Origin of the sequence: Pseudarthrobacter sp. NS4 (assembly GCF_024758005.1) — a bacterium.
Taxonomy (GTDB): Bacteria; Actinomycetota; Actinomycetes; order Actinomycetales; family Micrococcaceae; genus Arthrobacter.
Genome location: NZ_CP103288.1, coordinates 3,731,998 through 3,746,811 on the forward strand (window position 1 = coordinate 3,731,998; position 14,814 = coordinate 3,746,811).

A 14,814-nucleotide genomic window follows, 5' to 3' on the forward strand; every position below is an offset into this window, starting at 1 on the left:
CCGGTGAGGGCAGATGTCGGCATATGACAGCAGAGACTTCTCTATCTCGCCCTTGACCGGCCCCGCGGCCTCCAGTGTTTTGCCCGGAAATGGAGTGTCAATCGGGAGGATTGTTCTTAACCGCTGCGGAGAGTGCGTCCTAGGCAGACAACTCCACACGCTTGTCAGACCTCAGATGGACTATGGCGTTCAACCACCGTCGCCGTCTGGCGAGGAGCGATTGAGAACCCGCTCATGCCTAGACTGTATGCATGAACCAGACTGAGGAGGAGACGTGACCGCCGCAGTCAATCCACTCGTCGGGAGAAGAGCGGTACCCATATTCTCCTCTTCAACACTGCGGCAGGTCATGAACGGAGAAGTCCCTAGACAAGCAGAGGGGCTTCTCCTCTCCATGGCGAGAGAGCGGATAATACCCTCTGGAATTACGCGCCACGAAGCCCTAGAAATTCTGGATGGCGTTCTTCGCAAGACTTATCGAAACGAACACGTCTACAAGTCCACTATTGTCAACAAAATCCTACTGGGCCGCCACACGTTGCGTACAGCCACCTTGGTAAATGAATTTTCCGTTGGAAATTCTTGCGTCGACACAGTGATCATAAATGGCGAAGCCACCGCATATGAGATTAAGACCGAACTGGATTCCAGCGCAAAGCTGACCAAACAAATTTCTGACTATCGGAAGGTTTTCCGGAAGATCAACGTTGTTGTCCATGAGTCGATGGTCGATAACTACTCTGAACTTGTAGCAGGGACAGATGTCGGCTTGTTGGCACTAACCTCCAAGCATCGTCTTTCGGTCAAGAAAGTCGCAAAGTCCAATACTTCGAGCTTGGACGTGACCACGATGATGAAGGCGCTCCGCAAGAAGGAGTACACCGAGGTCTTGATTCGCCACTTCGGCAGATCGCCATCAGTCCCCAGTACACAGCATTTCTCGCAGTGCCTGGATATGGCACTATCAATCGACCCGGTCATCTATCAGCGACACTTCGAGGATGCGCTAAGGGCGAGAAAACCACGCGAACCGAGCCTCGCCTTGGACACTCCTTGTCACCCACTGAGGTATGTTTACTTGCAGTTGGACCCCGCCCGTTCACATTATGAGCGGATTGACCGATGGCTGAGAGGCACCGTTGACTGATGTACTACCCATATTTGCGAGGGAAACAGTTTGAGCTTTTAGCGATCAAGGAGATGGCACAGGATGAAACACTTTCGGAGCTTGTTCACCCTGTAATTGAGCCGGTAAGGGATATCGACGGCGGAGGACTCGAACGGTGCATCTTAGAACTACATAAACGTGGGTTACCGTCCACGATAATCGTAAACCCGCAAGTTGGACATTTAGCTGGCGAGCCTGACTCTACTCGTGACATGGTGACTTTCCTTAACGACCGGCCCCACTTATTCGCCTATATAAACCTCGGCATCTTAGTAACGGCAGGTATGCCAATTGCTCAGATTCTTTCCGACCTTACCAGCCTTAGTGTCGCAAACTCGTCTGTCTCTCTTTTGCACCGGGACTTCCCGGATGACGCGTCTGATTTATTTAAGATCTTTGATAAACATACCGTGGCCGCACAATTTGTTGATTCACAAGATGCGACGCGTCGCTACCGGACCCTGGCGGACTATGCAGAATACCGAAGTGATTGGGGCGCTGTCCCCTTAGTCAAGTGGCAGGATCATTTCCCCAAACAAATGCGGAATATTGACTACGTAGATCTGCCCGAGCAGCTCTTTTCTGATGACCATCTCTATTTTGAAGAAGATGGTTTTGTGGGAATTTCCGACTTTCAAACTATCGGGGACGGCTATCAGGACGGCGGTCGGCTCCCGCGGGCGGTGGTGCTTCATCTGACTTATCAGAGGGAATCCTCGGGCCCACTTTACATAAGACACTTCGCTTCAGACTCAAACCTCGACGCTGCCGATACGGCAGGTAAGTTCTCCGAAGCGGTGGCAAAGCTTGTCAGATTCGCAGACGATCGCGAACTTCAAAATCCTGCCGTCGAGAAGTTTCGTTTCTATGAGTCCACCGGTGGTTTCCCCGGGCTCGGTACTCTCAAGAAGGTCTCCATACAAAATCACATTTATGTGATGCAGAAGGCGCTGGAACAAAAATGAAGGCTTGCCGTGCATGTTTCAACGGCGCAGGTCCCATAGATGTTGCGGCAAAACGTCCAAATCATGGTGTTTGTGATTTTTGTGCCCCAATTGCCTCTGACGGTATGGTTTGGGACATTTCCACTTGGGAGAACCAGTTCGCGAGCTTATTGGACAAGTATGAAGTTGCCCAATCCGGGCTGGGCCAACCCATTGAAGCCCTCGTCAAAAGTGACTGGGATATTTTTTCTTTCGACGAACTTCCTCGGATCCGGGCGTTCCTGCAATCTGCTTTCACTACTCCCCATCCCCTATTAGACGGCGCTGTCCTATCGCAGCGGCGGACGACGTCAGATCAAATCGACCACATCGACACATGGGACCGGTATGTTCGTCATCTGACTACAACCAACAGATTTTTCCCTCCCCGCGATCTCCCAGCTGAATCGCTAGATTTCTTAGGTGAGGTGATATTGAAGAACAGCCGAACCGTTGAGGTGGGCAAGCCCTATTTTCGCGGGCGCCCGACAGGCCGCTCTGTTCCTTTCGATATCAGCGAGATGGGCATGCCCCCGGCCCGTGTTGCTTCTGGAGGGCGCGGAAACCCAATCGGAATACCACACCTCTACGTGGCTTCTGATCCAGAAACGTGTGCGGCGGAATGCCGAGTCGGTCTAAATGGTTTCGTGTCTATTGCAACTTTCAGAGTAACCTCAGAGTTGAACGTACTGGATCTGGCGGTAGTCGATTCCATCAATCCGTTCACGACAGAGGGTGATGTCTCTAACTATCTTCAAGCCCGCTCATTCTTGAAAAGGCTGCGGGGTGAGATATCGATCCCGGCCAGAAGCGTTGACGTGCAAATGGATTATATCGCTACTCAGTTTCTATGCGAGTATGCAAAACACCTCGGGCTGCACGGGGTAATGTACCCAAGCACCCTGAATGAAAACGGCACAAATCTCGTTCTGTTCGGTACTGAAAGAGTAGCCGCAGACGAGAAGGTCGACCTGTACTTAATAGTCCGCGATGAATTCAGCCTAAGGCAAATCGAGATGTAGCAGGACGGTCTGCGTCATCCACCACATTCTGGCAGGCAGATACTCCGAGGCATCATGCTGCGAGTCAACGCATGGTTCACTGGCCACATGGCTAAACCTCCGCCACCGGAGCCGCGAACTGGGCCTCGTACAGCCGCGCGTAAGCCCCGCCCGCAGCCAGCAGCGAAGCATGCGTCCCCTGCTCCACGATCTGGCCGGCCTCCATCACCAGGATGAGGTCGGCGTCGCGGATCGTGGACAGTCGGTGGGCGATAACAAATGAAGTCCGGTCCGACCGCAGGGCGCTCATCGCTTTCTGCACCAGCACCTCGGTCCGGGTGTCCACCGAAGAAGTCGCCTCGTCCAGGATCAGCACAGAAGGCCGGGCAAGGAACGCCCTCGCGATCGTCAGCAGCTGCTTCTCCCCCGCGGACACGTTCGCACCCTCGTCGTCCAGCACGGTGTCGTACCCGTCAGGCAACGACCGCACGAACCGGTCCACGTACGTAGCCCGCGCCGCCTCCAGGATCTCGTCCTCCGAAGCAGAAGGCCGGCCGTACGCAATGTTGTCCCGGATCGTCCCGCCGAACAGCCACGTATCCTGCAGCACCATCCCCAGCCGCGAGCGCAGCTCGCGCCGGGGCACCGAGGTAACGTCGACGCCGTCGAGCGTTATCCGCCCCTCATCCAGCTCATAAAACCGCATCATCAGGTTCACCAAGGTGGTCTTGCCCGCCCCTGTGGGCCCCACAATAGCCACCGTCTGCCCCGGCTCCGCCACCAAAGACAGCCCAGAGATCAACGGCTTGTCCGGCGAGTAGGAGAACGTCACGTCCTCGAACACCAGCCGTCCCCGCCCGAACACCGGCCCGGCAGAAGGGGCAGGCTCCACCGATTCCTCGTCCTCGTCCAATAACGAGAACACCCGCTCCGCGGACGCCACCCCGGACTGCAGCACGTTGGCCATGGACCCCAGCTGCGCCAGCGGCATGGTGAACTGCCGCGAGTACTGGATGAACGCCTGCACGTCGCCCAGCTGCATCGCCCCGGACGCCACCTGCAGCCCGCCCACCACCGCGATCCCCACGTACACCAGGTTCCCGATGAACGTCATGGCCGGCATGATCAGCCCGGAAATGAACTGCGCCCCGAAACTCGCCTGGTACAGCTCCGCGTTCTTCTGCCGGAACCGCTCCTCCACCTCGCGCTGCCGGCCGAACACCTTCACCAGCGCATGCCCGGTGTACGTCTCCTCGATCTGCCCGTTCAGCTCCCCCGTGTTCTTCCACTGCGCCACGAACAGCTTCTGCGAGCGCTTGGCGATCAGCGCCGTGATCCCCAGCGTCAGCGGAATGGTCACCAGCGCGATCAGTGCCAGCGTGGGCGAAAGGATGAACATCATCACCAGCACGCCCAGCACCGTCAGCACGGACGTGACCGCCTGGCTGATGGTCTGCTGCAGGCTTTGGGAGATGTTGTCCACGTCGTTGGTCACCCGGCTGAGCAGCTCGCCGCGCTGGATTGAGTCGAAATACCGCAGCGGCAGCCGGTGGATCTTCGCCTCGATCTCCCCGCGCAGCCCGAACACCGTCCGCTGCACCACCCCGTTCAGCACATACGCCTGCACCCACATAAACGCCGACGACAGGACATACAGCACCAGCGCCCACGTCAGCACGTTCCCCACCGCGGCGAAGTCGATCCCCTGCCCCGGCGTCAGCGCCATGGGCGTGAGCATGTCCGCCTGCTGGTTCTCCCCCGCCGCCCGCAGCTGCGCGATCACCTGCTCCTTGGTGGTCCCGGCCGGCAGGTCCCGGGCCACCACCCCGGCGAAGATCAGGTTGGTGCCCTCCCCCAGCAGACGCGGCCCGATCACCGAGAGCGCCACGCCGGCCACCGCCGTGACGAACACCAGCAGCAGCCACGCCCGTTCCGGCCGCAGCCTTCCCAGCAGGCGTTTGGCGGACGGCCAGAAGTTCATCGGCTTCTCCGCCGGGACGTTCATCCCTGCGAACGGTCCGCCCCTCCCCGGTCCGCCTGCCGGGCGGGGAATGCGTACGACGTCGGCGCTTCCGGTTGTGGAGCCCGGTGCGGCTTTGGTGCCGGTTCCGGGAGTGGCTTCCGGGCTCATACCGTTTCCTCCGCCGCCAGCTGGGAGGAGACGATTTCGCGGTACGTCTCCGAGGTCTCCAGCAGCTCACTGTGCGTTCCGCGCCCCACGATCCTGCCGTCGTCGAGCACTAGAATTTGGTCAGCATCCACGATGCTGGAGACGCGTTGGGCGATGATCACCAGCGTGGCGCCGGCGGTGCTGCGCTTGAGGGCCTGGCGGAGGCGGGCGTCGGTGCCGGTGTCCAGCGAGGAGAACGAGTCGTCGAAGATGTACAGCTCGGGCCGCTTCACCAGGGCCCGGGCGATGGCCAGCCGCTGCCGCTGCCCACCGGAGACGTTGGTGCCGCCCTGGCTGATGGGCGCGTCCATGCCTTCCTCCATCCGCTCCACGAAGTCTCGGGCCTGGGCGATGCGGAGCGCTTCCCAGAGCTCCTCCTCAGTGGCGTCCGGCTTGCCGTAGAGCAGGTTGCTGCGCACGGTGCCGCTGAACAGGTAGGGCCGCTGCGGGACCAGGCCGATGTGCCCCCAGAGCAGGTCCGGGTGCAGCTCGCGCACGTCCACGCCGTCCATCCTTACTGCCCCGCTGGTGGCGTCGAACAGCCGGGGCATGAGGTTCACCAGGGTGGTCTTGCCGGACCCGGTGCTGCCGATCATTGCCGTCGTCTGCCCTGCCCTGGCGGTGAAGCTGATCCCGGAGAGGACGGGCTGGTCGGCACCCGGGTAGGCGAATCCGACGTCGCGCATTTCCAACTCGCCGCGGCGCACGTCGCTGCTCAGGGGGTTCTTTGGCGGCCGGACGCTCGACTCGGTCCGCAGCACCTCGCCGATCCGGTCCCCGGAGACGGCGGCGCGCGGGATCATCACGGCCATGAACGTGGCCATCATGACGGACATCAGGATCTGCAGCAGGTAGCTCAGGAACGCGATGAGCGTGCCCACCTGCATGGAGCCGTCCTGGATGCGGAACGAGCCGAACCAGATCACGGCGACGCTGGAGACGTTCAGCACCAGCATCACCATCGGGAACGCGAGCGCCATCAGCCGGCCGGCGCGGAGGGCGGTGTCCGTGACGTCCTCGTTGGCACGGGCAAAGCGTTCGGTCTCGATGTCCTCCCGGACGAAGGCGCGGACCACGCGGATGCCGGTGAGCTGTTCGCGGAGGACGCGGTTCACGGTGTCGATCCGCTTCTGCATCTTGCGGAACAGCGGCACCATCCGGACGGTGATCAGTCCAACGGCGATCAGCAGCACCGGGACGGCGACGGCGATCAGCCAGGACAGCTGCACGTCCTGCCGTACCGCCATGATCACCCCGCCGATGCTGAGCATGGGCGCGGTGACCAGCATGGTGGCGGACATGAGGACCAGCTGCTGGACCTGCTGGACGTCGTTGGTGGACCTTGTGATGAGGCTTGATGCGCCGAACCTAGTGACTTCCTGCTCGGAGAACTCCCCCACCCTCGCGAAGATGGCTGCTCGAAGGTCCCGGCCCACGCCCATTGCCGCCTTCGCCGCGAAGTAGACCGCGATCACCGCGCACACGATCTGCAGCAGGGTGATCGCCAGCATCACGGCGCCCAGGCTCAGGATGTAGCCGATGTTTCCCTTGGCCACGCCCTCGTCGATGATGTCCGCGTTCAGCGTGGGCAGGTATAGGGACGCGATGGACTGCGCCAGCTGGAACACCACGACGGCGGCCAGCAGCGGCCGGTGCGGCCGGAGGTATTCAACAAGCAGTTTCCAGAGCAATGGCGGCTCCTGACACGGTGTCCACAAAACGTGGTGCGAGGGTCAGTTTACGTCCGGAGGCTGGGACTTTGGGGTTTGCTGTGACCACTTGTCCAGTGCTGTCTCTGCAGCATCAGTCAGCGCGGTGCGTGACATCTCGGCCGGGCCGATGTCCATGTCACGGGCAGCGCAAGGAAGAACGAGACCAGCCCGTCGAGGTCCGCTGACTCCCGAGGCTTCTGGCCGCAGCCCCTGTCCCTGATCCCGTTGTGCAGCGGGAAAAACGTCTCCTTCGGATGTCAGTGGCCAGCTGAGGCCACAAAGGATCTTGGGGTCCATAAAGATGAAGTAGCCGCCCCTCACCCCCAACACCAGGGAGACAGCGGCTACTCCATTTAACTGCGTACGTTGTTCGCGCGATCCGATATGCCGCAGAGGACCGGACACATCCCGGAAGGCGATGGATATCCCGCCATCGGTCTCCCCTATGGGAGCGCCGGCTGGAGTGTCAATTGAGCACGTCGGCGATTGAGGGGCCGGCACGGGAATTCGGCGGCTTCGGCGCCGTATCTGGAGATCCGAGGAATCCGTTCAGCAGCGAAGCGGTTCCTTCCAGGTGGTCCTGGGTAGCTTTGAAAGCCGCTTCATCATCACCGCGCAGGATAGCGTCCACAATGGCTTGATGCTGTCGGTTCGAATGCTCCAGGTTGGGCTCCAGAAAGGGAATACGGTCCAACAGGTCGCTCACTCGCGCCCGAACATCTGCCACTGCGGCCGCCAGGCTTGGTGAACCCGCTACTTCGGCGATGGCTACGTGGAATCTGGCGTCCTTGGGCCGGTACAGGTCCGAAGGTGCTGATGCTACCTCGGCCAGAGTGTCCAGCAAATGCCGGCGTTGCGCGGGAGAAAGTCGGGCCTTGGCAGCCAGTGACGCAGCCGCGGGTTCCAGGACACTGCGAAATGTGAGCACGTCCTCGACCTCGTCCGGATTGAGGCCGGCGGAGCGCCCGGGATCCACGAAGCGGCGCTTGGCGACGTAGGTGCCACCGTATCTGCCGCGCTGAACTTCTACGTAGCCCGCCTTTTGCAGCTCCGCCAGGGCGTCGCGCAAGGTGGCCCGTGATACGCCCAGCAACTCAGCAAGCTCGCGCTCTGCCGGCAATTTGGCTCCCGCGCTGAACAGTCCCAGCTTGATGTTCTGGAGCAGCCGCTCGATCGTTTCTTCGAAGGCGTTCCCACTCCTGACAGGGCGAAGGAACCGGGCTGGTGTTTCGAACGAGGCCTCTTCCATACGTCAATCATATTCCGGTATAGAAAAATACCTATAGATGCCTGTCGCGCTGAGCGCTCGTGCGGAGAATGGAACAGCGTCGAAGGCTAATGACGGCTCCGTGAACGTTGAGGGCTTGACTCTGGGGCGTGACCTGACCCACACTGTTTCCAGACTTATGGACTGTAAATAGACCATTAACATCTTGGAAGAAGGCAAACAGTATGACACCTTCGCATTCGAACAAGCCTGTCAAAGACGACATCGGCTATCTTGAGCACCGCCAGCTGAAGCGTGGCGCTGCCGGATGGGTGCTGCTGGCAGGACTGGGTGTTGCGTACGTTATTTCTGGAGATTTCGCGGGTTGGAACCTTGGTTTAGCGCAGGGCGGGTGGGGCGGGCTTCTCATCGCATTTGTGCTTATGGGCATCATGTACACCTGCATGGTGTTCGGTTTAGCGGAACTTTCCTCCACCTTGCCGGCCGCTGGTGCCGGGTACGGTTTCGCGCGTAGGGCACTGGGCCCGCTTGGTGGTTTCGCTACGGGTATGGCGGTGCTCATCGAGTACGCCGTTGCACCGGCCGCCATTGCAATTTTCATCGGGGGATACATAGAGGCGCTGGGACTGTTCGGACTCACGAACTCCTGGCCGGTTTACCTGGTCACCTATGCCGTCTTCATCGGAATCCATCTGCGCGGTGTGGGCGAGGCGTTGAAGATGATTTTCGCGATCACTGCCGTGGCGGTCGTGGCCCTGGCCGCTGTCGTCATCGGCTTGATCCCGCACTTCAATCCGGCAAACCTTTTTGACATCGTTCCCGACGGCTCCCCCACATCGAGCGCTTTTCTTCCCATGGGCATCAGCGGGGTCCTCGCAGCACTCGTTTACGCCATATGGTTCTTCCTCGCAGTCGAAGGCGTGCCCCTGGCGGCCGAGGAAACCGCGAATCCGAAGAAAGACATGCCCCGCGGCATCATCGTCGCCGTGTTGATCCTGGTCATCTTCGGTTCACTGATGCTCATTCTGGTTCCCGGTGCGGCCGGCGCGTCGGCGATGAGCGGATCCGACAATCCCCTGCCGGAAGCACTCCGCCTGGCCTACGGCGGCAACACCATTCTTGCCGACTTCGTTAACTACGCGGGACTGGCAGGTCTGGTGGCCAGTTTCTTCTCCATCATCTTCGCCTACTCACGGCAGCTCTTTGCACTATCGCGGGCCGGATACCTCCCGAAATGGATGTCACTGACAGGCAAACGACGCACACCCTATTGGGCGCTCATCGTTCCCGGCACCATAGGCTTTATCCTGGCCGCCACCACAGGCAACGGCGCTCTGCTGATCAACATCGCCGTGTTCGGCGCCACCGTCTCATATGTCCTGCTTAATCTCTCCCACATCGTGCTGCGAAGGAAAGAACCGGATCTCCCCCGCGGATACCGGACTCCCGGCGGGGTGGTCACCACCGCCATCGCGCTTGTCCTTGCTGCTGTGGCCGTCATCGCCACCTTCGTTGTCGACGTCTTCGCTGCATCCATCACGGCTGCACTTTTCGGCGCTGCCCTCCTCTATTACTGGTTCTACAGCCGGCACCGGGTTGTCGCAGGGGCCCCGGAAGAGGAATTCGCGCAACTGGCTGCAGCCGAGGCCGAGCTTAAAAGCTGAATAATCCCCTTGCTGGGTCGATAACCCGCACCCAAACCCTCCCCTATTGACCAAGACGGAAGTTACGGAAACAAAAATGACACACGAAACCGCAGGAAATCCCGCTAACGCTCAGCTGAGCGTCGAGCAACTGAGGGAAAAGGTAGCCTCTGGCGAGATTGACACCGTAGTCGTCGCCATCACTGACTCCCAGGGCCGCCTGCAGGGAAAGCGCTGCGGAGCCCGGTCCTTCCTCGAAGACGTACTGGGCCACGGCGCTGAAGGATGCAACTACCTCCTCACGGTGGACGTGGAGATGACGACCCAGGACGGTTACGCCATGTCCTCGTGGGAAAACGGCTACGGCGACATGGTCATGCGCCCTGACCTCTCCACTTTGCGCCTGGTCCCATGGCTGGAGGGTACGGCCATGATCCTGTGTGACGTTCTTTGGCTTGACGGCCGCCCCGTCAGCCAGTCACCACGCCAGATTCTCCGCGCGCAGGTCGAAAAGCTGGAAGCCCTGGGCTACCGCGCCCACATCGGTACAGAGCTCGAGTTCATCATGTTCGATGACACCTACGAGGAGGCCTGGGACAAGAAATACGAAGGCCTCACCCCCTCGACCCGCTACAACCTGGATTACTCACTCCTGGCCACGGCCCGGCTGGAACCGGTGATTCGAAGCATCCGAACGGGCATGGAAAAAGCAGGCCTCATAGTCGAATCCTCCAAAGGCGAATGCAATCTGGGGCAACAGGAAATCACTTTCCGGTACGCAGAAGCACTTACCAACTGCGACAACCACGCCTTTTACAAGAATGGCGCTAAAGAGATTGCAGCCCAGCACGGTAAAAGCATCACGTTCATGGCCAAATACAACGAGCGTGAAGGCAGCTCCTGCCACATTCACTTCAGCCTGACAGACTTGGACGGCAACCCTGTGCTGGCCGGAGACGGTCAACATGGCTTCAGCCCTGTCATGGAGCACTATATGGCCGGACAGCTTGCCGTCATGCAGGAACTGTCATACTTCCTCGCACCGAACATCAACTCCTACAAGCGGTTTGTTGAGGGCAGCTTCGCGCCCACCGCCATCGCATGGGGACTGGACAACCGCAGCTGTGCTCTGCGCGTGGTCGGCCGTGGCCCCAGCCTGAGGGTCGAAAACCGGGTAGGGGGCGGAGACGTCAACCCGTACCTCGCCGCTGCTGCCCTCATTGCAGGTGCCATCCACGGCATCGAAAACAAGCTCCCCCTGGAACCCATCACAACCGGCAATGCGTACCAGTCGGATGCAGACCGCATTCCGACAACCCTGCGGGAAGCCCGCGCACTGCTGATCAACAGCGAGATCGCCCGCAAGGCCTTCGGCGATGAAGTGGTGGACCACTACGCGCACGCCGCCGCCATCGAGATCAAAGCCTTCGACAGCGCAATCACGGATTGGGAGCGCAAGCGTGCCTTCGAACGCCTCTAACACTTACCGTCCCCGAATCGGCCTGACCACCTACTACCAGGAAGCCTCGTGGGGGGTCTGGAAATCCGATGCCGCCGTCCTCCCCGGGACTTATGTCCAGGCTGTAGTGGCTGCCGGTGGCACGCCCATCCTTCTGCCGCCTGTGGGTACGGACCCTACAGTTGTTGAGTTGCTTGACGGGCTCATTATCTCCGGGGGAAGCGACGTCGGGCCGGAGAACTACGGGGCAGAAGCGCACGAGCTCACACGAGCGCAGCCCCATCGGGACCTTCACGACATCGCGCTGACCCGGGCCGCGCTGGCCGCGGAACTTCCGCTCTTTTCCATTTGCCGGGGAGCCCAAATCCTAAACGTGGCACTGGGCGGTTCGCTCATCCAACACATCCCCGACATCAATCCTGAAGCCCAGTACCAGCCAGCACCAGGTGTTTTCGGCACTGTCGAATTCACCACGGCTCCGGGAAGCATCTCCCAAGATCTGCTCGGTCCCCGCGCCAGCGCCCCGTGCTACCACCACCAGGCCATGGACAACATCGCCGATGGCCTGCGCGTCACCGCAGCAGCAGCTGACGGCACAGTCGAAGCCCTGGAAACCACATCTGGAGGATGGGTCCTGGGCGTACAGTTCCACCCCGAACAAAATCCAGACGACCTTCGGCTATTCAACGGATTCGTCGAAGCAGCACGCAACTACCGCAACGAACGAACGGAGAGTCCGGTCAATGTCCACCAGCACGTTTGATGTACTAAACCCAGCCACCGAAGATGTCATCGAGACGATATCCCTTGCCTCGTTGGAGGACACAGACAGGGCCATCGAAAAAGCGGCTGCAGCCTTCGAAACCTGGCGCCACGTCGCCCCTGCAGACAGGGCACTCTTACTGCGCAGATTCGCCTCCGCAGTGGACGCCGACCTGGAAAACCTTGCCCAGCTGGAGGTACGCAATGCCGGGCACACCATCGGCAACGCCCGGTGGGAAGCCGGGAATGTCCGCGATGTCCTGACCTACTACTCCGCGGCCCCTGAACGGCATCTCGGCCAGCAGATTCCAGTAGCTGGCGGGGTAAATGTGACCTTCCACGAACCCCTCGGAGTCGTTGGGGTTATCGTCCCCTGGAACTTTCCCATGCCCATCGCAGCATGGGGTTTCGCCCCCGCCCTGGCTGCCGGCAACACCGTCGTTCTGAAACCGGCCGAACTGACGCCAATGACCGCCATCCGACTCGGACAGCTGGCCAAGGAAGCAGGGCTTCCGGAAGGCGTCCTGCAAATCATCCCGGGTAAGGGTTCAATAGTCGGGGAACGATTCGTCACCCATCCTGCCGTCCGGAAAATTGTCTTCACCGGCTCAACCGGCGTCGGCAAGCGGATCATGGCCGGCTGCGCTGACCAGCTCAAGCCCGTCACCCTGGAACTGGGCGGCAAAAGCGCCAACATCATCTTCGCCGATTCCGACCTCGAAGCCGCTGCATCAGCGGCTCCAGGGGGCGCTTTTGACAACGCCGGACAGGACTGCTGCTCACGCTCGCGGATCCTGGTCCAGGACAGTGTTTATGAGAAGTTCCTCGGACTCCTGGAGCCTGTAGTTAAAGCCCTGCAGGTCGGGGATCCCAGTGACGAGGCTTCGTTCATGGGTCCACTGATTTCTGCGGCCCAGCACCGGACAGTCTCCAGCTATGTCCCGGATAGCACCTCCATCGCCTTCCAAGGCTCCGCCCCGGACGGCAAGGGCTTCTGGTTCCCACCCACCGTCCTTACGCCCTCCCGCGACGACCGGGTTATGCACGAAGAAATCTTCGGTCCCGTCGTCGCCGTCGTTCCTTTCAAGGATGAGGCCGACGCGCTCCGCCTCGCCAACGACTCAATCTACGGACTCTCAGGATCCATCTGGACACGGGACGTCGGACGGGCGCTCAGGATGGCCCGAGGACTTGAGTCAGGGAACCTCTCGGTCAACTCCCACTCCTCAGTGCGCTACTCCACCCCCTTTGGAGGCTTCAAACAGTCAGGGCTGGGACGCGAACTCGGGCCCGACGCCCTCGACGCCTTCACTGAAATAAAAAACGTTTTCATCTCCACCAACCCGTAACGCCACCACAAATAAGGAAAGTCAAAAAATGATTGAAGTAATCTCTAACCGCCTCAAGGGCCGCAGCGCTGTCATCACTGGCGGCGCCAGCGGAATCGGACTCGCAACAGCCCGCCGCTTCGCAGCCGAGGGCGCAAACGTAGTCATCGCCGATCTGGACTCAACCTCAGGACAGCGCGCGGCCGAGGAAGTTGGCGGTCTCTACGTAAAGGTCGACGTCACCAGCGAAGAAGAAGTGAAGAACCTCTACGCCGTAACCAACGACACCTACGGAAGCGTCGACATCACCTTCAACAACGCCGGAATTTCGCCCGCCGACGACGCGTCGATCATCGACACGGGTATCGATGCTTGGCGCAAAGTCCAGGAAGTCAACCTGACCTCCGTCTTTTACTGCTGCAAGTACGCTCTGCCCTACATGCAGGCCCAGGGTAAGGGCTCTATCATCAACACCGCCTCTTTCGTAGCCGTCATGGGAGCTGCGACCTCGCAAATCTCCTACAGCGCATCCAAGGGCGGGGTACTGGCCATGAGCCGCGAGCTGGGTGTTGAATTCGCTCGCCAAGGCATTCGCGTCAACGCCCTTTGCCCGGGGCCGGTCAACACACCGCTGCTGAAGGAACTCTTCGCGAAGGACCCAGAAAAGGCCGCACGACGCCTCGTCCACGTCCCCCTGGGCCGGTTCGCCGAGCCGGAAGAACTCGCCGCCGCCGTAGCGTTCCTCGCCAGCGATGACTCCTCGTTCATCACCGCATCAGCCTTCCTGGTCGACGGCGGTATCGCCGGGGCGTACGTTACCCCTGAGTAAGCCGCAAACCGTGCCGGGCCCCGTTCGGTCCGTGGCCCGGCACGGATACTCGTCACCGCAGGCTCTGATGCAGTCAAGGTCAGCCCGGGAACTGCGTCGCAGCGCATAGAAATCGATCACCAACCGACTAGGAACGCCGTTGTAAACGATCTCTTCCCTTGCCATATGGCGGAGGCTCTGATGCCAAAATCACGGCGGGTCTCATGGAGACACCTCGCGGTCGGCCGGGTCGTAAAAATTCTGGAGGAGGGGGTGGACATAGGCTACGGGACCGTTGACGACTCCATGCCAGACGGATCCATCGTATGGGTCGTACTTCACGGCATCGGCGAAAGAAGAATGCTCCATAAGAAGGACAGCGTCAACCTCCAACTCGTCGAACTTCCTCAGTCCTGCTCCCCAGTGTTGACCGTTGCCCGGCGAGGAGATCGTGTCTAATAAACGTATAGAACGGGCAGCAGACTAGCCTCCCGGGCCGCTTTCCCCTTGAAGGACATCGCAAGATCGGTAACCGGCGCCATAGGGATCAGT

At 60.2% G+C, this 14,814-nt stretch carries 11 protein-coding genes; 8 read left to right on the top strand and 3 right to left on the bottom strand.

Annotated features, from left to right (window positions below):
- Nucleotides 1–274 precede the first annotated feature (274 nt).
- Genes NXY83_RS17655 through NXY83_RS17665 form a run of 3 tightly spaced genes read left to right on the top strand, consistent with a single transcriptional unit; the run spans nucleotide 275 to nucleotide 3,173 of the window.
- Nucleotides 275–1,147 carry a sce7726 family protein gene (locus tag NXY83_RS17655; RefSeq protein WP_258803512.1) on the top strand — a complete coding sequence of 291 codons (873 nt, stop codon included), beginning with the start codon at nucleotides 275–277 and terminating at the stop codon, nucleotides 1,145–1,147.
- A complete protein-coding gene (locus NXY83_RS17660; protein WP_258803513.1) occupies nucleotides 1,147–2,133 on the top strand; it encodes a sce7725 family protein in 987 nt (328 codons plus the stop codon). Before NXY83_RS17655 ends, NXY83_RS17660 begins: the two co-directional genes overlap by 1 nt.
- The gene (locus tag NXY83_RS17665) at nucleotides 2,130–3,173 is read left to right on the top strand and encodes an RES family NAD+ phosphorylase (RefSeq protein ID WP_258803514.1); all 1,044 of its coding nucleotides are present in this window, start codon (nucleotides 2,130–2,132) and stop codon (nucleotides 3,171–3,173) included. The genes NXY83_RS17660 and NXY83_RS17665 overlap by 4 nt, the downstream gene beginning before the upstream one ends.
- 91 nt (nucleotides 3,174–3,264) lie before the next feature.
- Here NXY83_RS17665 and NXY83_RS17670 read toward each other — a convergent pair whose 3' ends face one another.
- From NXY83_RS17670 to NXY83_RS17680, 3 genes are all read right to left on the bottom strand, one after another.
- On the bottom strand, nucleotides 3,265–5,283 hold the full coding sequence (locus NXY83_RS17670) for an ABC transporter ATP-binding protein (RefSeq protein ID WP_309484094.1): 2,019 nt from the start codon (nucleotides 5,281–5,283) through the stop codon (nucleotides 3,265–3,267).
- Nucleotides 5,280–7,013, bottom strand: a complete 1,734-nt coding sequence (locus NXY83_RS17675) for an ABC transporter ATP-binding protein (RefSeq protein WP_258803515.1) — start codon at nucleotides 7,011–7,013, stop codon at nucleotides 5,280–5,282. Before NXY83_RS17675 ends, NXY83_RS17670 begins: the two co-directional genes overlap by 4 nt.
- A 487-nt stretch (nucleotides 7,014–7,500) precedes the next feature.
- Complete coding sequence (locus NXY83_RS17680) at nucleotides 7,501–8,283, bottom strand: FadR/GntR family transcriptional regulator (protein ID WP_258803516.1); 783 nt, start codon at nucleotides 8,281–8,283, stop codon at nucleotides 7,501–7,503.
- 203 nt (nucleotides 8,284–8,486) lie between these two features.
- On the opposite strand from NXY83_RS17680, the gene eat reads away from it, so the two are divergent.
- The 5 genes from eat (at nucleotide 8,487) to NXY83_RS17705 (ending at nucleotide 14,283) form a co-directional block, all read left to right on the top strand.
- Nucleotides 8,487–9,926, top strand: a complete 1,440-nt coding sequence (gene eat, locus NXY83_RS17685) for an ethanolamine permease (protein ID WP_258803517.1) — start codon at nucleotides 8,487–8,489, stop codon at nucleotides 9,924–9,926.
- Nucleotides 9,927–10,002: 76 nt separating this feature from the next.
- Nucleotides 10,003–11,385, top strand: coding sequence for a glutamine synthetase family protein (locus NXY83_RS17690; protein WP_258803518.1), 1,383 nt, complete (start codon nucleotides 10,003–10,005; stop codon nucleotides 11,383–11,385).
- A complete protein-coding gene (locus tag NXY83_RS17695) occupies nucleotides 11,366–12,127 on the top strand; it encodes a gamma-glutamyl-gamma-aminobutyrate hydrolase family protein (RefSeq protein ID WP_258803519.1) in 762 nt (253 codons plus the stop codon). The genes NXY83_RS17690 and NXY83_RS17695 overlap by 20 nt, the downstream gene beginning before the upstream one ends.
- Nucleotides 12,108–13,475, top strand: coding sequence for an aldehyde dehydrogenase family protein (locus NXY83_RS17700; RefSeq protein WP_258803521.1), 1,368 nt, complete (start codon nucleotides 12,108–12,110; stop codon nucleotides 13,473–13,475). Before NXY83_RS17695 ends, NXY83_RS17700 begins: the two co-directional genes overlap by 20 nt.
- A gap of 28 nt (nucleotides 13,476–13,503) precedes the next feature.
- Entirely contained in the window at nucleotides 13,504–14,283 is a 780-nt protein-coding gene (locus NXY83_RS17705) for a 3-oxoacyl-ACP reductase (RefSeq protein WP_258803523.1), read from the top strand.
- Nucleotides 14,284–14,814: the final 531 nt, after the last annotated feature.